The following is a 20,950-nucleotide window of genomic DNA, read 5'->3' on the forward strand; positions in this document are numbered from 1 at the left end:
TGGCCACGGTTGGGCTCGGTCGCGTCCGGCTTCATCTCGTTCTCGGCGGTCACCATGTTGAACTCGCGTCCGGCGATCGTGCTGTAGGTCGAGTCACCGAGACGGCTCGCCGCGATCGCCGTGCCGAAGTACCGGCCCGACTGCGCGGCGGCCGCGCCCAGGGTGCTCGCCGCGTTCGCCGGCGGGATCACCATCATGACGCCCGCGGCCGCGACGATGGCAGCGGCACCGAAGATCATCGATCGGACCCGCCATGATCGACCGCCCGGGGAACCGGCGGAATGGGCAGGGAAAGCGGTTGCCACAATGGCCTCCATTCTCGATTCTGCGTACCGGCGGCCGAGTACCGCACGCCGGCGGATCGCAGCCGCCGTGCATGCGAGGGGAAGTCGGTGTATCGCGCCGCCCGGACCTGATAACGATGTACTTCAATTGCACGTCATGCTGGCACGGCAACACTCCCGAAACAATGGATTCCGGAGAACTTCCGGAAACTTCCAGCCCCTCGGCGGCGGAAGAATGCCATGGTTTGAACCATTCGTCAGAATATTTGTCCCATATATCGGGGCTTGAGAGATCGGGCCGCGATAGTTTTCCTCGGGCGGCCCGCCTCCGGGCAACGGTGTCAAGCCGAAAGTTACGGGATCTGAAGATCCTCAACTTCCTACTGAATTGTTGTTATGAACGGCGGCCGGTCGCGTTGGCGTAGCATTCACTTGAATCTATGGGAGCGCTCCCGTAACGTTCGCGACATCGCGCTGTTAACGTTCACTTCCCCCATTGCCCGAGCATTCCCTCTCCCGAAGGGTTCCCTTCTCATGCCCATCCCCAGGCACGGTCGTCTCATGCTTCTCGCGACCGCCGCGGCGGGTGTCGTCGTCGCGGCGAGCGTCGCCGTGATCGGCACCGCGGACGCGGCGTCCACGCTCGGCGCGTCGGCCGCGCAGAGCGGCCGTTACTTCGGCGCGGCGATCGCGGCCGGCAAGCTCGGCGACTCCACCTACACCGGCATTCTCAACCGCGAGTTCAATGCGGTGACCCCGGAGAACGAGATGAAGTGGGACGCCACCGAACCGTCCCAGGGCCGGTTCACGTACACCAACGGCGACCGGATCCTCAACCAGGGCATCTCGATGGGCGCCAAGATCCGCGGGCACGCCCTGCTCTGGCACGCCCAGCAGCCGTCGTGGGCGCAAGGACTCTCCGGCAGCGCGCTGCGCAGCGCCGCGTTGAACCATGTCACCCAGGTCGCCACCCACTACAAGGGCAAGATCTACGCCTGGGACGTGGTCAACGAGGCCTTCGCCGACGGCGGCAGCGGCGGTCGCCGCGACTCCAACCTGCAGCGCACCGGCAACGACTGGATCGAGGCCGCGTTCCGCGCCGCCCGGGCCGCCGACCCCGGCGCCAAGCTCTGCTACAACGACTACAACACCGACGGCGTGAACGCGAAGAGCACCGGCGTGTACAACATGGTCAAGGACTTCAAGGCCCGCGGGGTGCCGATCGACTGTGTGGGTTTCCAGTCGCATCTGGGCACCGGCATCCCCGGCGACTACCAGTCCAACCTGCAGCGTTTCGCCGACCTCGGAGTCGAGGTGCAGATCACCGAACTGGACGTCGCGCAGGGCGGCAACCAGGCCAACATCTACGCCACGGTGACCAGGGCGTGCATGGCGGTGTCCCGATGCGGCGGCATCACCGTGTGGGGCATCCGCGACAGCGACTCCTGGCGTACCGGCGAGAACCCGCTGCTGTTCGACTCCTCGGGCAACAAGAAGGCCGCGTACACGTCGGTGTTGAACGCCCTCAACGCCGGCGGCCCCACCAACCCGACGACGCCGGTCACCACCACCCCGACGAACAGCCCGCCGACGAGCAACCCGCCGTCCGGGGCCTGCGCCGCCGGCGTGTCGCTGAACTCCTGGAACGGCGGCTACGTCGCGACCGTCCGGGTCACCGCCGGTTCGGCCGCGGTCAACGGCTGGACAGTCAGCCTGGCCCTCCCGTCGGGCAGCGCGGTCACCAGCACCTGGAACGCCACCAACAGCGGTACGACGGGCACGGTCAGCTTCCGCAACGTGAGCTACAACGGCCAGATCCCGTCCGGCGGATACACCGAGTTCGGCTTCCAGGGCACCGGCGCCGGACCGACCGCCACACCCTCCTGCGCGGCCGGCTAGCCCGGCCCATCTCCCCGTGCTCTCCGGTCCGGGCCCTCGGGCCGGAGAGCGCCCCCGAACGAGGAGTCACCGCATGAAAAGACAGTTCTGGCTGGCGTCCGGCCTCACGCTCGCCGTCGCGGCCGGCCTCACCGCGGTCGCCACCACCGCCGAGGCCGCCGCCGGATGCCGGGTCGCCTACACCGTGACCAGCCAGTGGCAGGGCGGCTTCGGCGCCGACGTGACCATCACCAACCTCGGCGACCCGCTCACCGGCTGGCAGTTGTCCTGGACCTATGCCGCGGGCCAGACGGTGACGCAGCTGTGGAACGGCACGGTGACCCAGTCCGGCTCGCAGGTGACCGTCACCAACGCCGCGTACAACGGCGGCGTCGCCACCGGCGGCACGGCGAGCTTCGGCCTCAACGGAAGCTGGACCTCCAGCAACCCGGCGCCGGCCGGGTTCACGCTCAACGGCGTCGCCTGCACCGGATCCACCGCGCCGACCACCCCCGCGACCACCGCGCCGACCACCCCCGCGACCTCGGCGCCGACCACCACCCCGGCGACCTCGGCGCCGCCGACCAGCGCGCCGAGCACCTTTGCCAATCCGGTCGTGTGGCAGGACTTCGCGGACGGCGACATCATCCGGGTCGGCGACGTGTACTACTACTCGGCGTCGACCATGCACTACTCGCCCGGCGCGCCCATCCTGCGCTCCTACGACCTGGTCAACTGGGAGTACGCCGGGCACTCGGTGCCACGGCTGGACTTCGATTCGAACGCGTACGACCTCAACGGCGGCCGCGCGTACGTGAAAGGCATCTGGGCCTCGGCCTTCAACTACCGGCCCGCCAGCAGCACCTACTACTGGCTCGGTTGCACCGAGTTCAACCGCACCTATGTCTACACGTCCACGTCGATCGGCAGCGGCTGGTCGAAGAAGGCCCGGATCAACAAGTGCTACTACGACGCCGGGCTGCTCTTCGACAACGACACCCCGTATGTCGCCTACGGCAACAGCACGATCAGCGTGGCGCAGCTGTCCGGGGATCTGACCTCGGAGGTGCGGTCGCAGACCGTCTACACCACCCCCTCGAGCATCGGCACGCTGGAGGGCTCGCGCATGTACAAGCGCGGGAACTACTACTACATCTGGCTCACCCGCCCGGCCAACGGCCAGTACGTGCTGCGCTCGACCAGCCCGTGGGGACCGTACGAGCAACGCCAGGTCCTGCTGAACCTGCCCGGCCCCATCTCCGGCGGCGGCGTGCCGCATCAGGGCGGGCTCGTGCAGACGCAGAACGGCGACTGGTGGTACATGGCGTTCACCGACGCGTACCCCGGTGGGCGGATGCCGACCCTGGCCCCGATCACCTGGAGCAGTGACGGCTGGCCAGTCCTGCAGACCGTCAACGGCCGGTGGGGCGCCAGCTATCCGAGGCCGAACCTGCCCTGGCACCCGCTTGCCTCGATGACCGGGTCGGACAGTTTCACCGCCGGAACGCTGGGACCGCAGTGGGAGTGGAACCACAACCCCGACACCAGCAAGTTCAGCGTCGGCAACGGGCTGCGGCTGTCCACGGCCACGGTTACCAGCGATCTGTACAACGCGCGCAACACCCTGACCCGCCGGATCCAGGGCCCGTCCTCGACCGCGACGATCCAGCTGGACTACGCCGGCATGGCCAACGGCGACCGGGCCGGCCTGGCGATGCTGCGCGACCAGTCGGCCTGGATCGGCATCCGCAAGGACAACGGCGCCACCCGGGTGTCGATGACCAGCGGGCTGACCATGTCGACCAGCGGCTGGACCACCACCGGCACCGGCGCCGAGCAAGCCGGCGCGACGGTGTCCGGCGGAAGGATCTGGCTGCGGGTGTCGGCCAACATCCAGCCCGGCTCCGGCCGGACCGCCACGTTCTCGTACAGCACCGACGGCAGCACCTTCACGTCGCTCGGGCCCGCTTTCACGCTCAACAACGACTGGCAGTTCTTCATGGGCTACCGGTTCGGCGTCTTCAACTACGCCACCACCGCGCTCGGCGGTTCCGTCACCGTCAACCAGTTCGTCGTCTCCTGAATCTTCGTCGTCTCCTGAATCGAGGAATCGTGATGTCCATCCGTAAACTCGCCGGGGGAGTGGCGGCGGCCGCACTGGCTGCCGCCGCGGCCCTGGCGATCGTGACAGCGGTGCCCGCGGACGCGGCCGTCACCGCCGGCTGCGGCAAGGCGCCGACGCTGACCAGCGGCACACGTACGATCTCCAGCGGCGGCCAGAACCGTTCGTACATCCTCCGGGTCCCGGACAACTACGACCGGAACAAACCGTACAAGCTGATCTTCGCCTTCCACTGGCTGAACGGAACCGCGAGCAACGTGGCGAGCGCCGGCTACTACGGGCTCCAGGGGCTGTCCAACAACTCGGCGATCCTGGTCGCGCCGCAGGGCATCGACAACGGCTGGGCCAACACCGGCGGCCGGGACCTCACCCTCGTCGACAACCTGACCTCGTTGATCGAGGGCGACCTGTGCGTCGACACGACTCAGCTGTTCGCCCTCGGGTGGAGCTACGGGGGATCGATGAGTTACGCCGTCGCGTGCGCCCGGCCGACGGTCTTCCGCGCGGTCGCGGTGCTCTCCGGCGCCAACCTCAGCGGCTGCAGCCCCGGCACCCAGCCGGTCGCCTACCTCGGGATCCACGGCATCCACGACAGCGTGCTCAACATCTCGCTCGGCCGGTCGATCCGGGACACGTTCGTCCGGAACAACGGGTGCACGGCGCAGAACCCGCCCGAGCCCGCCCAGGGCAGCCTCACCCACATCGTGACGGCGTACGCGGGCTGCCGCGCCGGATACCCGGTGGCGTGGGCGGCGTTCGACGGCGACCACACCCCGGAGCCGGTGGACGGGTCCACCTCGACCAGCGGGGCCCGGACCTGGGTGGGCGGCGAGGTCTGGAAGTTCTTCTCGCAGCTGACCAGCACCACGTCGTCCTCGCCGTCGACGCCGACCTCGCCTTCGACGCCGACCTCGCCGAGCTCGTCGCCCACCGCCCAGCCCGGCGCCTGCGCGGCCGTGTACCGGATCACCGGGCAGTGGCAGGGCGGATTCCAGGCCGAGGTCACCGTGACCGCCGGCGCCGCACTGACCGGGTGGCGGGTGAGCTGGACGTTCGCCAACGGCCAGACGATCACCCAGATGTGGGGCGGCCGTAACACCGCCGCCGGCGGCGTGCAGAACGTCGCGAACGAGACCTGGAACGGCAGCCTCGCCGCGGGGGCGTCCACGACGTTCGGCTTCCTCGGCACCTGGAACGGAACCAACAGCGCCCCGTCGCCGACCTGCACCTCGGCCTAGCCGACGGCGGAGATGACCTGCCCCGTGTCTCGATGAGGCCCGGCGCCGCAGGGGGATGAGGGGTGCCGCCGGATGGTCCGGCGGCACCCCGTCCGCGTGGGCTGGGCGGCGGCATCCGCGACGCGGAGCCAGCCATCTGGAGCCAGTCCGGCGCTGATGACTGTCCGGCGGGTGCCGTCGGGTCAACCGAGGGCGCCCGCCGGACACTGTGCGAGACGGGAATTGCGGCTTGCGGGGACGTCAGGCGGTGCTGCAGGTGCTGCCGTTGAGCGCGAACGCCGACGGCTTGCCGGCATTACCGGTGTGGGTGGCCTGGAAGCCGATGGTCACCGAGCCGTTGGCGAGGATCGCGCCGTTGTACGCCGCGTTCCTGGCCGTCACCTGGCCCGAGGCCGGCGAGTAGGTGGCGTTCCAGCCGGACGTGATGGTCTGGCCGCCGGGCAACGTGAAGACCAGCGACCAGCCGTTGATGGCGGTGGCGCCGGTATTGGTGATGGTGAGGTTCTCGGTCAGGCCGGTGTTCCACGCGTTCACGGCGGCCGTCACCCGGCACGCGCTCGAGGACGGCGGGCTCGTCGGCGGGGTCGTCGGGGGCGTGGTGGGCGGTGTGGTCGGGGGCGTGGTGGGCGGAGTCGTCGGTGGTGTGGTCGGCGGGGTTCCGCCGGCGAGGCCGAAGAACGAGATCGCGTATGCGGCCATGCCGGTTCCCGGCAGGCTGTGCCCGGCGCCCTGGATGCTGTACGCCTCGACCTGGACTGTGCCGGAGCTGTCGGCATAGCGCCGCCGGTTCCAGCCCGCCTGCGGCGTGTCGCTCGACGACGGTGTCTGGCTCAGCCCGAACACGTTGGTCCACTGGTCGATCTCTTCCTGCAGCAGCGAGTACGGCACGAGGGTGTCGCTGGTGCCGTGCCACAGCTGGACGCGGGGACGGGGCCCGCTGTACCCCGGGTAGGCCTGCCGCACGGCGTCGCCCCACTGCTGCGGGCTGCGATCCATGCTTCCACCGGTGCACTTGCTCGAGCCGGGCGGGTAGTCGGCGGCGTTGGCGAAACAGTTGAACGGCACGCCCATGAACGCCGCGCCCGCCTTGAAGACGTCGGGGTAGAGGGCGAGCATCTCGTTGGTCATCATGCCGCCGGAGGAACTGCCGGTCGCGTAGACCCGGTTCGGGTCGGCGCTGTACTGGCGTTCGGCGTACGTGACCATCGAGACGATCGACACCGGATCGCTGCCGCCGCCACGCCGTTTGGCGGCGTCCGACCAGGTGTCGAAGCAGTTGCCGAAGCCGGCCTGCTGGGTCGCGCTGGGATAGATGACGAGGAACCCGTACCGGTCGGCGAGCCCGGCGAACTCGCTGCCGGAGTAGAAGCCCGGTCCCGAGCCGCCGCAGCCGTGCATGGCGACCACGACGGCGGGGTTGGCCGGACGCACATCCGGGACGTAGATGTGCATGCGCATGCCGCCGGGGTTGTCCCCGAAGTTGGTCACCTCGGCCAGCGAGGCGGCGAACGCGGGCCGCACCCCCGGCACGGCCAGCCCGGCGACGGCGAGGGCGGTGGCCGCGGCGAGCAGGAGCTTGCGTCTGATCTTCATAGCCTGACTCCTTCGTGTCCCGCGCGCAGGCGGGGATGGCCGTGCGCGCGGTGGACTGCGCGGACGGCTGCCGCTGCGGCAGGTGGGGATAGGAAGTACGCGTGGGGGCGCCGGCCGAGGAAAGGCCGCGCCGAGGTGGTGCATGACATGCCGTGTGTATCGCGCATCAGGACAACGTGCGTGACCCCGGTCCACCACCATCGCGTGACACATATCCTTCACCCGGGACCGAAAACTGTCAATCGACAAACCTCGATCAACTGAGGTCGTCGGCCCCTTAGAGTCGTTCTTGTGACCAGCCCGTACGACATCGACGAGATCTTTCCGCAGGACGCGGCCGGCCCGGTGCGGCTGCCACGGCGGCAGGCCGGCAACTCGCCGCAGGGCCTGACGGTCACCTTGCTGGCGGACTACACGCTGCGATCGCGGGCCTGGCTCCCGTCCGGGGCCATCGTGGCGCTGCTGGCCGAGGCCGGTGTCAGTGAGGCCGGCGCCCGGACGGCGATCAGCCGGCTGGCCCGCCGCGGCGTGCTCGAGGGCCACCGCCGGGGCCGGCGCAGTTCCTACCGCCTGACCCCGGCGGCGGCTGCCTTCCTGGTCGTGGGCGGCAGCGCCATCGTCTCGCCGGCCGGCACGCGGCCCTGGGACGAGCAGTGGACGCTGATCGCCTTCTCGCTGCCGCAGGAGGAAGGCACGCTCCGGCGCGGGCTTCGCAGCCAGCTCCGGTGGATGGGCTACGCGCCGCTCTACGACGGGCTGTGGATCTCCCCGCACGACGTCAGCGAGAAGACCAAGTCCCGCCTCGCCGAGCTCACCCTGGGAACCTTGACCGTCTTCCGCGCCCGGCACGTGGAACTGGATGCCGCGATCCGCCGGAATCCCCTCGACGCCTGGGACACCGCCGACATCGCCCGGCAGTACGAATCCTTCATCCGGCGCTGGACCGCGACGCTGCCTCGGGCGGTCGCCGGACAGATCATCGGCGCCGACGCCGTCCGCGCTCGCACCGAGGTGATGGACACCTACCGGCGGCTGCCCATCCTCGACCCCCAGTTACCCGCCCGGCTGCTGCCGCCGGGATGGTTGCGCGAGCCCGCGCGGAACCTGTTCACCGCCGTCTACGACGGCTTGGCCGAGGCCGCCCAGGACCACGTGCGCGCGGTGGCGAGCCGGTACGCCGAGGGCAAGCTCGCCGGGATCGGCGCGCACACCGTCGCCGACCTGGTGACCGGCTTCTCCTGAGCCGGCGATGCGGTCGGCCGTTGATCGACCCCGGCTGTAGAGTGCTTGTCGTAAAGCGCTTTGCGGCGGCGGGCCGCGGCGACGGGACGAACCGGGGCGGGGCGTTGGCGGCGGGACATCGAGTCACGATCTACGAGGTCGCCGAGCGCGCGCAAGTCAGCATCTCGACCGTCTCCAACGTGCTGAACAAGCCTGACCGGGTCAGTCCGGCGACCCGCGAGCGGGTGCTCGCGGTCGTCGACGAGCTGGGTTTCGTGCCCAAGGTGCAGGCGGTGAGCCTGGCCCGGCAGGGTACCGGCCGGATCGGCGTGATGGCGCCGTTCACCTCGTACGGATCCTATCTGCGACGGCTGTCCGGACTGCTCACGGTGGCGACCGAGCTCGAGATCGACGTGGTGGTGTTCGATCACGAGTCGGCCGCCCTGGCCTCCTCGCCGGTGCTGGCCAGCATGCCGGTGCACGGGCGGCTGGACGGCTTGATCGTGATGGGCCTGCGTATCGAGGACGCGATCGCCGACCGCCTGCGCGAGCGGCGCCTGCCCACGGTGGCGGTCGACGCCGACAGCGCGTTGTTCAGCCGAGTCGTGATCGACGACCGCGGCGGGGGGCGGTTGGCCGGCGAACATCTGCGTGACCGCGGCCATCGCCGGGTCGGTTACGTACTCGAGCGGCAGGTCTCGGACTACGAGTCGCAGGCGATCAAACGCCTGGCCGGGTTCCGTGAGGTGGTCGCCGGGGCCGGTGGCGAGGTTTCGGTGACCCACAGCGACAACTCCGTCGACGCCGCCCGGCGGGCCGCTGCGGACCTGCTGGACCGGGCCGACCGCCCCACGGCGGTCATGGCGCACCACGACGCGCTCGCTGTCGGCGTGTTGCTCGCGGCGCGTGACCGCGGGCTGCGCGTCCCGCAGGACGTCGCCGTCATGGGCTTCGACGACGGCGAGATGGCGACGGCCGCCGATCTGACCACCGTTCGCCAGCCGTTCGAGGAGTCCGGCAGTACCGCTCTGAGTGTGCTGCTCGGTCATCTCGGGGGGTTCGACCTGCGATCGACGACCGTGCTCGACGTCCGCCTGGTCGAGCGCTCGACCACCTGACCGGCGATCCAGCCCCCGCGCGGGGTGCCCGGCGACCACGGAAAAAAGTGCTTCTAGAGAATCTCTTGACACTGTCTTCGCCGTGCGGTTTCGTGCATGTAACGCGGAGATGCTCGCTGCGCCCGCTGGTTCGCCGAGGAGGTGCCGTGGACCTGGATCCGGCCGTACGGAAGTTTCTGGACACCAAGCCCGACTCGGGCGACGCGGACCAGCCCATCGCGTCCCGTCGCGAGCTGATCCGGCAGGGCTCCGATTTCCTGTTCGACGCGTTCGGGCAGGAGGTGGAGCCGGTGCCGCTGGAGCGCGACTTCACGCTGCGCCGTCCGGGCGCCGAGATCCGGGTCCGGGTGTACCGGCCCGGCGCCGGGCACGACCTTCCGATCCACGTCTTCCTGCACGGTGGCGGGTTCTGGCTCGGCTCCATCGACGAGCGGGTCAACGAGGCGATCTGCCGCGACCGCAGCCGGCGCGCCGGCTGCGTCGTGGTCGCCGTCGACTACCGCCTCTCCCCGGAACACCGGTTCCCGATTCCGGTCGACGACTGCTCGGCCGGGTTGCTCTGGGCCTACGAGAACGCGTCCGAGATCGGCGGCGATCCCGCGAACATCTCGATCGGCGGAGTGTCGGCCGGCGCGACACTCGCCGCCGCAGCGACGCTGGCGGCTCGCGATCGGCAGGTTCCGGCGCTACGGCTGCAACTGCTGGAGGTTCCCGCGCTGGATCTGACGCTGCAGGGAATGCGTAACTCCGGGGTAGGGGATGAATACGGCATTACGGTCAGCGAGATGGAACTGTGCCGTGACCTCTATCTGCCTTCCGCCGAGAGCGCGCGAGATCCGCTGGCCTCGCCGTTGCATGCCGGTGATCTCACCGGGTTTCCGCCCACGCGGATCATGACTGCGCAGTTCGATCCGCTGCGCCACGACGGTGAGCGGTTCGCCGCCCGGCTCGGTCAGGCCGGGGTCGACGTGTCCCACCGCCGGTATCCCGGGGCGGTTCATGGCTCGCTGGCCCTCACTCGTACCTGGCCGCCCGCGCAGCAGTGGCACGACGACGTGGTAGCGGCGCTCCGCGAGGCGCACGCCCGCTAGGTTCCGCACTTCCGGCAGACCTGAATCCACCGGCCTCCCTCCGGCCGGAGAATAACTTCTCGCAAGGAGTAGCAATATGTCAGCAAAAAGGATAAGAAAACCTCTCCTGGCGGCGCTGGGCTGCGCCGGCCTGGTGTTCGCGACCGCCTGCAGCGCGCCCGGCAGCGGCACCGGCACGACCGGCACGGCCAGCAGCACGGCCGCCGTGGCCACGTCATGCGGAAGCGAGCCGGTCACGCTCAAGGGGTATTTCGAGACGGGCTTCCCGCTGCCCAAGCAGCTGGCCGACGAGTTCACCAAGCAGTTCCCGAACGTCAAGTGGGACATCCGTGAGGACCAGTTCGCGGTCATCACGCAGAACGCGCCGCGGGTGCTGGCCGACGACCCGCCGGACCTCATGCGCCTGCCGCAGGTTTCCGAGCTGGTCAAGGACGGTCTGCTGAAGAACCTCGACGGCTACGCGCAGGCGTACGGCTGGGACAAGTGGCCCGCCTCGCAGCTGGAGCAGATGCGGGTCGGCTCCAACGGCCAGCGTGGCGACGGCCCGCTCTACGCCCAGGGCTTGAACTTCAGCATGACCGGCCTGTTCTACAACAAGAAGCTGGCCGCGCAGATCGGCATGACCCAGCCGCCCGCCACGCTGGCCGACCTGGACTCCGTGCTGCAGAAGGCCAAGGACGCCGGCATCACGCCGATCAACCAGTTCAACGGCGGCGCCACCGGCGGCCTGGCCTTCCCGCTGCAGAATCTGATGGCCGCGTACGGCGAACCGGGCCCGATCAACGACTGGATCTTCCAGAAGCCCGGCGCCACCATCGACACGCCCAGCAATCTGCAGGCCACTCAGCACCTCGAGAAGTGGATCAAGGCCGGGTACTTCGCGTCCGACATCAACTCGCAGGACTACGCGACGATGATGAGCCGGTTCATCGCGGGCAAGGCGTTGTTCATCTTCGACGGGGACTGGGAGTCCGGCAACCTGGACAAGCAGATGGCCGGCAACGCCGGCTTCTTCCTGATGCCACCGCCGCAGGCCGGCGGCAAGCGGGCCGCGATGTCGGCGCCGCTGACGTACGGGATCAGCGCGAAGGCCGCGCACGCCGACTGCGCCGCGTTCTTCCTCAATTGGGTGGCGGCCAACCAGAAGGCCCGCGACATCGACGTGTCGGTGGGCGGCTCGCACCCGATGGGCCCCTCCGACGCGTACATGCCGGCGGTCAAGGAGGGCACCGTCACCGCCGCGACGCTGGAGGCCGGCGCCACCATCGGCAAGGACAACGGGTCGATGGACTTCATCGCCAACGCGACCGGCGCCATCTACGCCAAGAGCTGGACGCCGCAGCTGCAGAAGCTGGCGGCCGGCCAGCAGACCCCGGACGCCCTGCTGAAGTCGGTGCAGAAGGACTACGTGAGCCAGGTCAAGGGCTGATGCCGGCTCCAGTCACGGGGCGGCGCGCACGACGCGCGCGCCGCCCCGGCGCCTGGCTGGGCTGGCTGTTCGTGGCCCCCGCGGCTGTCATGTACGCCGTCTTCGTCCTGCGCCCGCTCGGCCTCACCGTCCAGTACTCGTTCTACGACTGGAACGGCATCGGCGCTTCCACGTGGGTCGGGCTGGAGAACTACACCCGCCTGTTCACCGAGCCCGAGCTGTTCGCGACGATCGTGCACGCCTTCGAGCTGATCCTGTTCTTCAGCCTGATCCCGGTGCTGCTGGGGCTGTTCGTGGCGGCGACCATTCGCGGCATCGCGCAGAGCCGCCTCGCGGTGGTCGCCCGCACGGTGCTTTTTCTGCCGCAGGTCATTCCCCTGGTCGCGGCCGGCATCATGTGGAGCTGGCTGCTGTCCTCCACCGGCCTGGCGAACGAGTTGCTGTCCGCGGTCGGCCTGGGCGGCGTCACCCGCGCCTGGCTCGGCGACTTCGACACCGCCCTGCCGGCCGTCGGCGTGATCGGCGCCTGGGTGCTGGTCGGCCTGTGCACGCTGCTCCTGCTGGCGGGGATGAGCAAGATCGATCCCGCGCTGTACGAGTCGGCCCGCCTCGACGGCGCCGGACCGGTCCGCGAGTTCTTCGCCATCACGCTGCCCAGCCTCCGCCAGGAGATCGGCGTCTGCGTCACGGTGACCGTCATCGCCGCCCTGGCCAGCTTCGACGTCGTCTACATCTCCACCCAGGGCGGCCCCGGCAACTCCACGATGGTCCCCGGGCTCGAGATCTTCTACCTGGCGTTCTCGGAGCGCGAGGTCGGACGGGCCTCCGCGCTGGCGGTCGTGCTCGTCGTCCTCGTCCTGGCCTGCGTCCTGCCCATCCAACGGCTCACCAGGGACGGATCCCGATGATCGTCAATCGCCGCGAAGCCCTGACCGGGCGCATCCTGCTCGTCCTGCTGATGGCGATCACCGTGGTGCCGTTCCTCAGCCTGTTCGTCACGGCGCTGCACCCCGCCGGGACGTACCCGTCCGGGTTGTCGTGGCCGGCCCAGCCGCACTGGGGGAACTTCGCCGATGCGTTCCAGGCCGCGCACATGGGCGAACTGCTGCTCTCCAGCGTTCTGATCGTGGCCGGCGTCGTCCCGATCTCGTTGCTGCTGGGCACCATGGCCGGCTTCGCCTTCGGTCACCTCCGCATGCCCGGCCACCGCGCCGGATTCCTGATCTTCGTGCTGGGCCTGACGCTGCCGTTCGAGGGCATCATCACGCCGCTCTACTACCAGATCCGCGACCTCGGGCTGCTCAACACCCGGTGGGCGATCATCCTGCCGCTGATCGGCCTGTTCATGCCGTTCTCGGTGCTGTGGATGCGGGCGCACTTCGTCGCCATGCCCGACGACCTGTCCGAGGCCGCGCGCATCGACGGGGCCACGACCTGGCAGCTGTTCTGGCGCGTCCACATCCCGCTGGCCCGCCCGGCGCTGTCGTCGCTGGCGATCCTGCTGTTCCTCTGGACCTGGAACCAGTTCCTGCTGGCCATCGTGCTCGTCGACGACCCGGCGAAACGGACGATGGCCGGCGCGCTCGGCGCCTTCCAGGGCCAATGGGGCACCGACATCCCGCTGCTGTGCGCCGGATCGTTGCTCATCCTCGCCCCCACACTGGCCGTCTTCCTGATCTTCCAGCGCCGCTTCGTCGCCGCGCTGCTGCAGGGCTCGATCAAGGGATGACCCGCATGACCACCACGCAGCGCATGACCGGCGCCCAGCGCCGGGAGTTCATCCGTTACACCGACACGCGGCGCTGGCCGCTGCTCGGGCGCTTCCCGATCGAGGAGGACCTGCACGCCGAACTGCTCGCCCAGATGCTCGACTGCCCGCGCGACACCGTACGGTCGATCGTCGGCGAGCTCACCGGGCTGGCCCGCGAGACCGCGGCCGAGATGCTGGCCGGCGCCCGCTTCCGCGACATGGTCCGAGCGCTGCCGTTCCGGCCGCAGGAGCGGATCGTCGCGGTCGGCGACTCCATCACTGCCGACCGGCTGGGCTGGTTCGAGCTGCTGTCGGGCGCGGTGGCGCTGGACGGACGACCCACCGGTGAAATGATCAACCTCGGCGTCAGCGGGAACACCACGGCCGACGTCCTCGAGCGATTCGACCTGCTCGAGGCCGCCCGCCCCAGTCACGTGCTGCTCATGGTCGGCACCAATGACGCCCGCTCACACGGGCGCGCTGTCGCGTACCGCATGGCCACGCCGGCGGAGACCGAGCGCAACCTCCGGGCGCTCGTCGACCTGATCGTCACCGGGCTCGGCGCCGCCGTCACCGTGATCACCCCGCCCGCGGTCGACCAGCGTCGCATCGACGCGTCGTTCGCCGATGCCGCCGTGGGATGGCGCGCGGACGACATCGCCGAGGTCGCCGGCGTCATCCGCAACGTCGCGCCGACCGGCGTCGACCTGCACGGCCACACCCGCGATCACATCGCGGGTGACTTCCTCGAGGCCGACGGCGTGCACCCCACCCCGGCCGGGCAGCGGCTGATCCTGACCCACATCGTCGCCGCTCTGGCTGCGGGGCCCGGATGACTCGCGGCTTTCCCCGCCGGGTGCGGCTCATTGGCCGGCATCATTGGCCGGCCGCCTCGTAACAACTTTCAGTACGTTCTCGAGCGTGGTTCAGCCCAATGGCGGGCGAACGAAGAAGGAGCCGTCCGACCGGAATGCCGTGCTTCCGTCGTACTGGTCGATCCACATTTGATCGCCGACGTGGCGCAGGAAGAAGCCCCGGTAGTTGAACGACTCCAGCGACAGCGAGCCGCTGACGAAGCCGGTCCGGGCGCAGAACGTCGCGTCCTGCCGGAACAGGACGGTTCCTTCGTCCGGGCTCAGCCGCAGCCGGAACGACGAATGCCGGAAGTAGGTGCCGTCCGGGCGGCGGAACGAGAAGCACGACGGGTCGGCCAGTCCCGCGACCACCTGCAGGCCGGCCCGTTCCCGGGCCGCCGCGTCGTTCCCCGGCCCGACCGCGGTCAGCACCCCCGAGCCGTCGGCCACGGCGACGTATCGCCCGGCGATCCCGGCCGATTCCAGCGACACCCGCCCGATCGCCAGCGTTCCGGCCGAGGAGCCGGCCGCGGGCGCGGCCGTTCCGGTCAGCCCGTGCGGAGGCGACGCCGAAGTGGCCCATCCGGTCGTGGGCAGCGTGACGCCGACGGCCAGGACCCCGGCGGTGACCGTCGCCGCGACCGGGTGCGCCGCGGCCGCCTGGATCGCGCGGCCCAGCCACGTCGCGACGCCCGCCGCGACCTTGACCCCCGAGCCGGCGGCCGCGGCGCCGGAGAGAGCCTTGATCGCCAGGGCGGCTCCGAGCGCGGCCGGGACGGGCAGCAGGACCAGGCCGGCGAGCAACCGGTCGCTGGGCAGCAGGCGTCCGGTGGCGCGTGCGCACACGGGGCAGGACGGGACATGACGTCCGAGCCGCTTTCGCCAGTACGGGCTCGGCCTTCCGTCCCACTCGGCCGCGATGTCGCCGAGCAGGTCGCAGCCGGGCATGGCCTCGAGCGCGGCCACGATCTGCCGGCTCGCCTCCAGCTGCTCACGCATCCGCTGCATCCGTACCCCGGCATGCGCGACGCTCGTCCCCAGCGCCCCCGCAACGTCGGTGCGGGACAGTTCGCCGATCATCTCCAGCCACCACAGCGAGAACGCCGCCCGCTCGTCGGCGCCCATCCATCGCAGCGCGTGCCCGACCTGCTGCCGTTGACTGGACAGCTCGACCCGCAGCAGCGCCGGCCCTTCCACATCGGCGCCGGGATCGGGGCGGCCGAGCGCCGTGTCCAGCGGCGCCGAGCGGCGGGCCGCGCTGTCCACTCGCGCCAGGTGGCTGCCGATCTGGCGTACGGCGATGGCGGCCAGCCAGGGCCGGAAACTGGCCGCCGACCGCAGGTCGGGAATCTGCCGCAGCGCCCGCACCAGCACGTCCTGCACGACGTCGTCGGCGGCCGCGTCACCGGGCAGGGCCCGTCGGACGAGGTTGTAGACCATCGGTAGGTGACGGCCGAACAGCTCGTTCAGCGCGGCCCGGTCGCCGGCCCGCGCGGCGACGACGAGTGCCTCCTCGCGACCGGGAAACGGCTGAGCCAATGGATGTCCTGACTCCGGAAAGGAATAGTGAACGCTCACAATCTGTGCCACATGCTATGAGCGTCGCACCGCACATTCAAGACGATAGTCGCGGGTGACCTGGCCGGTTACGTTTCAATCCGTTGGTCGAATTCCATTCTCGGGCACCGAGAGAAAGTGAATGCCGCCGGCAAGGCCGGCGGCATGGACTCGCGATTCAGATCAGGCCGGCAGGTCCACCGGCGCCGGGGCCGTCCGGTTGACGGTGGTGCCGTCGCCGACCTGGCCGGCCGGGTTGTAGCCCCAGCACCACAGGCTGCCGTCGGTGCGGGCCGCGCACGCGTGGTAGGCGACGTCGAAGCTGTTCGTCCACGTGGTGGCGGTGCCGACCAGCGTCGGGGCGTACCGGTTGACCGTCGTGCCGTCGGCGAGCTGCCCGGCCATGTTGTTGCCCCAGCACCACAGCGTGTGGTCGGTGCGGGTCGCGCAGGTGGTGTTGAAGCTTGCGCCGACGGCGGCCCAGGTGGTTCCGTCGCCGACCCGCATCGGTGTCGTCTGGTACGTCGTGGTCGCGCCGAGCTGGCCGTATCCGTTCTCGCCCCAGCACCACAGTGTCCCGTCGGACCGGACCGCGCAGGTGAAGGCGTAGCCGGCCGTCACACCGGTCCACGTTGTGGCGGTGCCGACCTGCGCCGGGACCGCCGTGTAGCTCAGGATGCCGATGCCGAGCTGTCCGGTCGTGCTGTCGCCCCAGCACCACAGCGTTCCGTCGGTGCGGGTCGCGCAGGTGTGCGCGAAGCCGGTCGTGACGTTCGACCACGTGGTCGCCGTGCCGACCTGCACCGGCGAGGTCGCGTAGTAGACGTCGAGGCCGACGCCCAGCTGGCCGAGCCGGTTGAAGCCCCAGCACCAGAGGGTGCCGTCGGTCCGGACTGCGCAGGTGTGGCTGTCGCCGGCGCTGACCCGGGCCCAGGTCGTGGCCGTGCCGACCTGAACCGGGGTGTTCCGGTCCGTGGTGGTGCCGTCGCCGAGCTGACCCCGGCGGTTGCTGCCCCAGCACCACAGGCTGCCGTCGGTGCGTACCGCGCAGTTGAAGCTGGTGCCGGCGTCCACGGCGGCCCAGGTGGTGGCATCGCCGACCCGGGCCGGGGTGGAGTGGCCCGAGGGCGTGCCGTCGCCGAGCTGACCGCTCTCGTTGCTGCCCCAGCACCACAGGCTGCCATCGCCGCGGACCGCGCAGGTGTGCGAGTAACCCGTGGCGACGGTGCCCGGCCCGGGGCTGGCGGCCGCGATGGCCGTCCCCGTCGTTCCCCAGCCCAGCACCGCGATCGCGACGGCCGTCAGTGCCGCCGCGATGATCGATCTTCTCATGTGGTTCCCCCAGCGAGTTGACGCGTGAACGGTGGGGGCGACGTTGCCCCGGCGGGTCCGGGCCACCCACCAGTTCATAGCACTGACGTCGCGACATTGACCAGGAGCAATGCACAAAGTGCCGCGCGACTCCGGCTCGGCAATCGTCGTAACGGTTTTTCAGCAACCGTCTCGACAACGATAATGGATCGGAAGTTTCGCTCGCCGAGGCCGTGTTTGGTATTGACCCGGCCGACTTCAGCTCGTAACCTGCCGCTAACGACACCAAAAGGTATCGATGAATCTCCGAAACTTCCGCGGCTTGCGTGTTCCGGCCGCCGATTCCACGTGTGTATGAGCAGGTGCCGAAAGGGGAGCTCACGGTGACGGGTCAAGCGCGCTTTGGTCGCAGATCATTCCTAGAACTGACCGCCGCGGCCGCCGCCGGGGCGGTCCTCGCCGGTTGCGGCGACGACGACGGCGGCAAACCGGGTTCGGCCAAGAAGATCCGGTGGTGGCACATCGCCAACACCGACCCGATGCTGTCGGCGTGGGCGCAGATGGCTCACCAGTTCGAGGCCGCCCACCCCGGCGTGAAGTTCGAGATCACGCCGCTGGAGAACGAGGCCTTCAAGACCAAGCTGACCACCGTCGTCCAGGCCGGCGATCCACCGGACATCTTCCACACCTGGGGCGGCGGGGTGCTGTTCCAGCAGGCCGACGCGGGGATGGTCAAGGACATCACCGCGGACGTCGGCGCCTGGAAGGGCACGCTGATCCCGACCGCGCTCGACGCGTACACGAACGGCGGGAAGACGTACGCGTCCGCGGTCGACACCGGGATGGTCGGCTTCTGGTACAACAAGGAGCTCTTCGACCGGGCCGGGGTGAGCACCCCGCCGGCCACCTGGGCGGACTACCTCGAGGCCGTCCGCAAGCTGAAGGCCGCGAAGATCACGCCGATCGCGCTGGCCGGCAAGGAGAAATGGCCGGGCCACTACTACTGGGCCTACCTGGCCATGCGGGTCGCCGGTCTGGACGCGCTGCGGCAGGCCGGCGCCGACAAGAACTTCAACACGCCAGACTTCGTCGCGGCCGGTGACCGTCTGGCGGAGCTCGTCGCTCTGCAACCGTTCCAGACCGGCTACCTCGCCGCGGGATACTCCACGGCCGACGGTCAGGCCGCGACCATGGGCAACGGCAAGGCCGCCATGGAGCTTATGGGCCAGTGGGCGCCGGTCGTCGAGCGGGACAACTCGGCCGGCAAGAAGGGACTCGGCGGCAAGCTCGGGTTCTTCACGTTCCCGGCGGTCGACGGTGGCAAGGGAAAGATCACCGACGCGTTCGGGGGCGGCGGTGGTTTCGCGGTCGGCAAGGACGCGCCGCCCGAGGCGATCGAATTTCTGAAGTTCATCGCCCAGCCCGAAAACGCCCGCATCGAGGCGAAGACCGCGGGCGTGCTGCCGGTGGTCAAGGCCGCGCAGGACGCCGTGACCGATCCCAACCTCAAACTGGTGGGCGACACGATGGTCAACTCGACTGGGTTCCAGCTCTATCTGGACCAGGCCTACGCCCCCGCGGTCGGTCAGCAGGTCAACGACAGCGTGGCCGAGCTGCTGGCCGGCAAGTCGTCTCCGCAGCAGGTCGTCCAGGCCATCACCACCGCGGCCAAGCAGGGCTGACGAGCGGTGCTCACCGACGAACGCCGGCCCGCGCCGGCCGCGCCGCCGCCGGTCGAGGCCGCCCCGCGCCGGCGCCGGCGGCCGTGGCTCACCATCGTGGCCTTCCTGAGCCCGGCACTGGTGCTGTTCCTGCTGCTCGTGCTCACCCCGATCGTGGTTGCCGCTTACGGCAGCTTCTTCAACTGGAACGGCTTCGGCGCGCCGACGCAGTTCGTCGGACTGGAGAACTTCCACCGGTTGCTGGCCGACGACATCTTCGCCGGCGACCTGCGCCGGGCGCTGCTGCTGGTGGTGCTCTCGCTCGGCATCCAGCTGCCGGTGTCACTCGCCCTGGCCATGCTGCTCAACCAGCCGTTGCGCGGCCGCCGGGCGTACCGAATGCTGTTCTTCACGCCCTTCGTCCTGTCCGAGGTCGTCACCGCGGTTCTCTTCACGATGATCTTCTCGCCCAACCAGGGCCTCGCGAACCATGTCACCCGGCTGATCGGGCTCGGCGACCTCGGCGCCACCTGGCTGGCCGACCCGGACACCGTGATGTACTCGCTGTTCCTGGTCATCTCGTGGAAGTACTTCGGATTCCACACGATCCTGTTCCTCGCCGGCCGGCAGGGGATCCCGCAGGAGTTGCACGACGCGGCCGCCATCGACGGCGCCGGCGGCTGGCAGGCGTTCCGGCACATCACCCTGCCCCTGCTCGGGCCCACCATCCGGATCTGCGTCTTCCTCTCGGTGCTCGGCACGATCCAGCTGTTCGACATGGTGTGGGTGCTCACCGGCGGCGGCCCGATCCGATCGTCGGAGACCCTGGCCGTGACGATGTTCCAGGAGGGCTTCAAGCGGTTCCACGTGGGCTACGCCAGCGCGATCAGCATGGCGATCTTCCTGATCAGCCTCGCCTTCGGCCTGCTGTACCAGCGTTTCGTCCTGCGCCGCGATCTCGAGGGCGCGATCACGACGATGGGAGACCGGCGATGAGTCACGCCACCGGAGCGCGCCGGGCCCGGCACGGCGCCCTGCATCTGCTCAGCATCCTGGTCGCCGCCGTGGTGGTCGTGCCGATCGTCTTCGGCGTCCTGGGCGGGTTCAAGGACAACGGCCAGCTGTTCACCAACCCGTTCGGGCTGCCCGACCCGTGGGTGCCCGGCAACTACCTCGACGCGCTGCGCTCCTCGGCGTTCTGGCAACAGGCCACCAACAGCCTCGTCATCGCCGTCGCGAGCACCTTCCTGGTGGTCGGGGTCGGCGCCATGGCCGCGTACATCTTCGCCCGCTACGCCTTCCCGGGGCGGGAGTTGCTGTTCATGCTGTTCGCGATCGGGCTGATGTTCCCGTTCGCCGTCGCGATCCTGCCGCTGTTCATCCTGCTGCGCGAGATGAACCTGCTGAACAACCCGCTCGGCGTCATCCTGCCGCAGGCGGCGTTCGGCCTGCCCATCACCATCGTCATCCTGCGCAGCTTCTTCCGCGGCATACCGGCCGAGGTCGAGGAGTCCGCGGTGCTCGACGGCTGCGGCCCGTTCCGCTTCTTCTGGCGGATCCTGCTGCCGATGGCCAGGCCCGCCCTCGGGACCGTCGCGGTCCTCGCCGTGGTGGGCAGCTGGAACAACTACCTGCTCCCGCTGATCGTCTTCAGCGACTCCCAGTGGTGGACGCTGCCCCTGGGCGTCCAGCAGTTCCAGTCGCAGTACTCGGCGGACACCGCACGCATCCTCGCCTACGTCACCCTCGCGGTGCTGCCCTCGCTGGTGTGTTACGCCTTCGCCGAGCGGCAACTCATCAGCGGCCTCACCAGCGGGATCGGCAAAGGGTAACAGGGGTTCGG

At 69.6% G+C, this 20,950-nt stretch carries 17 protein-coding genes; 13 read left to right on the plus strand and 4 right to left on the minus strand.

Annotated elements, in window-relative coordinates; translation table 11 throughout:
- Positions 1–239 (minus strand): endo-1,4-beta-xylanase (locus tag ACIA5D_RS38900; protein WP_396035507.1); only part of this gene is annotated, 239 nt, incomplete at its 3' end.
- Between the two features lie 579 nt (positions 240–818).
- Here ACIA5D_RS38900 and ACIA5D_RS38905 point away from each other — a divergent pair.
- From ACIA5D_RS38905 to ACIA5D_RS38915, 3 genes are all read left to right on the plus strand, one after another.
- Entirely contained in the window at positions 819–2,183 is a 1,365-nt protein-coding gene (locus tag ACIA5D_RS38905) for an endo-1,4-beta-xylanase (protein ID WP_396035508.1), read from the plus strand.
- Positions 2,184–2,256: 73 nt separating this feature from the next.
- Positions 2,257–4,245 carry a family 43 glycosylhydrolase gene (locus ACIA5D_RS38910; protein ID WP_396035509.1) on the plus strand — a complete coding sequence of 663 codons (1,989 nt, stop codon included), beginning with the start codon at positions 2,257–2,259 and terminating at the stop codon, positions 4,243–4,245.
- A gap of 32 nt (positions 4,246–4,277) precedes the next feature.
- Positions 4,278–5,522 carry a cellulose binding domain-containing protein gene (locus ACIA5D_RS38915; RefSeq protein WP_396035510.1) on the plus strand — a complete coding sequence of 415 codons (1,245 nt, stop codon included), beginning with the start codon at positions 4,278–4,280 and terminating at the stop codon, positions 5,520–5,522.
- 240 nt (positions 5,523–5,762) lie between these two features.
- Here ACIA5D_RS38915 and ACIA5D_RS38920 read toward each other — a convergent pair whose 3' ends face one another.
- On the minus strand, positions 5,763–7,115 hold the full coding sequence (locus tag ACIA5D_RS38920) for a PHB depolymerase family esterase (protein WP_396035511.1): 1,353 nt from the start codon (positions 7,113–7,115) through the stop codon (positions 5,763–5,765).
- 291 nt (positions 7,116–7,406) lie between these two features.
- Here ACIA5D_RS38920 and ACIA5D_RS38925 point away from each other — a divergent pair, with 291 nt between their 5' ends.
- The 7 genes from ACIA5D_RS38925 to ACIA5D_RS38955 all read left to right on the plus strand — a co-directional run bounded on the left by ACIA5D_RS38925 (position 7,407) and on the right by ACIA5D_RS38955 (position 14,560).
- A complete protein-coding gene (locus tag ACIA5D_RS38925) occupies positions 7,407–8,357 on the plus strand; it encodes a PaaX family transcriptional regulator C-terminal domain-containing protein (RefSeq protein WP_396035512.1) in 951 nt (316 codons plus the stop codon).
- 20 nt (positions 8,358–8,377) lie between these two features.
- Positions 8,378–9,454, plus strand: a complete 1,077-nt coding sequence (locus tag ACIA5D_RS38930) for a LacI family DNA-binding transcriptional regulator (RefSeq protein ID WP_396035513.1) — start codon at positions 8,378–8,380, stop codon at positions 9,452–9,454.
- Positions 9,455–9,600: 146 nt separating this feature from the next.
- Positions 9,601–10,545, plus strand: a complete 945-nt coding sequence (locus tag ACIA5D_RS38935) for an alpha/beta hydrolase (RefSeq protein ID WP_396035514.1) — start codon at positions 9,601–9,603, stop codon at positions 10,543–10,545.
- A gap of 76 nt (positions 10,546–10,621) precedes the next feature.
- Positions 10,622–11,974 carry an ABC transporter substrate-binding protein gene (locus ACIA5D_RS38940; RefSeq protein ID WP_396035515.1) on the plus strand — a complete coding sequence of 451 codons (1,353 nt, stop codon included), beginning with the start codon at positions 10,622–10,624 and terminating at the stop codon, positions 11,972–11,974.
- The gene (locus tag ACIA5D_RS38945; RefSeq protein ID WP_396035516.1) at positions 11,974–12,882 is read left to right on the plus strand and encodes a carbohydrate ABC transporter permease; all 909 of its coding nucleotides are present in this window, start codon (positions 11,974–11,976) and stop codon (positions 12,880–12,882) included. The genes ACIA5D_RS38940 and ACIA5D_RS38945 overlap by 1 nt, the downstream gene beginning before the upstream one ends.
- Entirely contained in the window at positions 12,879–13,703 is an 825-nt protein-coding gene (locus ACIA5D_RS38950) for a carbohydrate ABC transporter permease (protein WP_396035517.1), read from the plus strand. Before ACIA5D_RS38945 ends, ACIA5D_RS38950 begins: the two co-directional genes overlap by 4 nt.
- 5 nt (positions 13,704–13,708) lie before the next feature.
- A complete protein-coding gene (locus ACIA5D_RS38955) occupies positions 13,709–14,560 on the plus strand; it encodes an SGNH/GDSL hydrolase family protein (protein WP_396035518.1) in 852 nt (283 codons plus the stop codon).
- A gap of 90 nt (positions 14,561–14,650) precedes the next feature.
- On the opposite strand, the gene ACIA5D_RS38960 is transcribed toward ACIA5D_RS38955, so the two are convergent.
- Both ACIA5D_RS38960 and ACIA5D_RS38965 read right to left on the minus strand, forming a co-directional pair.
- Entirely contained in the window at positions 14,651–16,117 is a 1,467-nt protein-coding gene (locus tag ACIA5D_RS38960) for a sigma-70 family RNA polymerase sigma factor (protein WP_396035519.1), read from the minus strand.
- 201 nt (positions 16,118–16,318) lie between these two features.
- Positions 16,319–17,467 (minus strand): RCC1 domain-containing protein, encoded by a 1,149-nt coding sequence (locus ACIA5D_RS38965; RefSeq protein ID WP_396035520.1) that lies wholly within the window; start codon positions 17,465–17,467, stop codon positions 16,319–16,321.
- Positions 17,468–17,829: 362 nt separating this feature from the next.
- Here ACIA5D_RS38965 and ACIA5D_RS38970 point away from each other — a divergent pair, with 362 nt between their 5' ends.
- From ACIA5D_RS38970 to ACIA5D_RS38980, 3 genes are read left to right on the plus strand one after another with little or no spacing between them, the layout of a single operon-like run.
- Positions 17,830–19,128 carry an extracellular solute-binding protein gene (locus ACIA5D_RS38970; RefSeq protein WP_396035521.1) on the plus strand — a complete coding sequence of 433 codons (1,299 nt, stop codon included), beginning with the start codon at positions 17,830–17,832 and terminating at the stop codon, positions 19,126–19,128.
- A 6-nt stretch (positions 19,129–19,134) separates the two neighbouring features.
- Entirely contained in the window at positions 19,135–20,103 is a 969-nt protein-coding gene (locus ACIA5D_RS38975; RefSeq protein ID WP_396035522.1) for a carbohydrate ABC transporter permease, read from the plus strand.
- Entirely contained in the window at positions 20,100–20,939 is an 840-nt protein-coding gene (locus ACIA5D_RS38980) for a carbohydrate ABC transporter permease (RefSeq protein ID WP_396035523.1), read from the plus strand. The genes ACIA5D_RS38975 and ACIA5D_RS38980 overlap by 4 nt, the downstream gene beginning before the upstream one ends.
- Positions 20,940–20,950: the final 11 nt, after the last annotated feature.

It is taken from the genome of Actinoplanes sp. NPDC051513, assembly GCF_044454685.1.
Classification (GTDB): domain Bacteria; phylum Actinomycetota; class Actinomycetes; order Mycobacteriales; family Micromonosporaceae; genus Actinoplanes.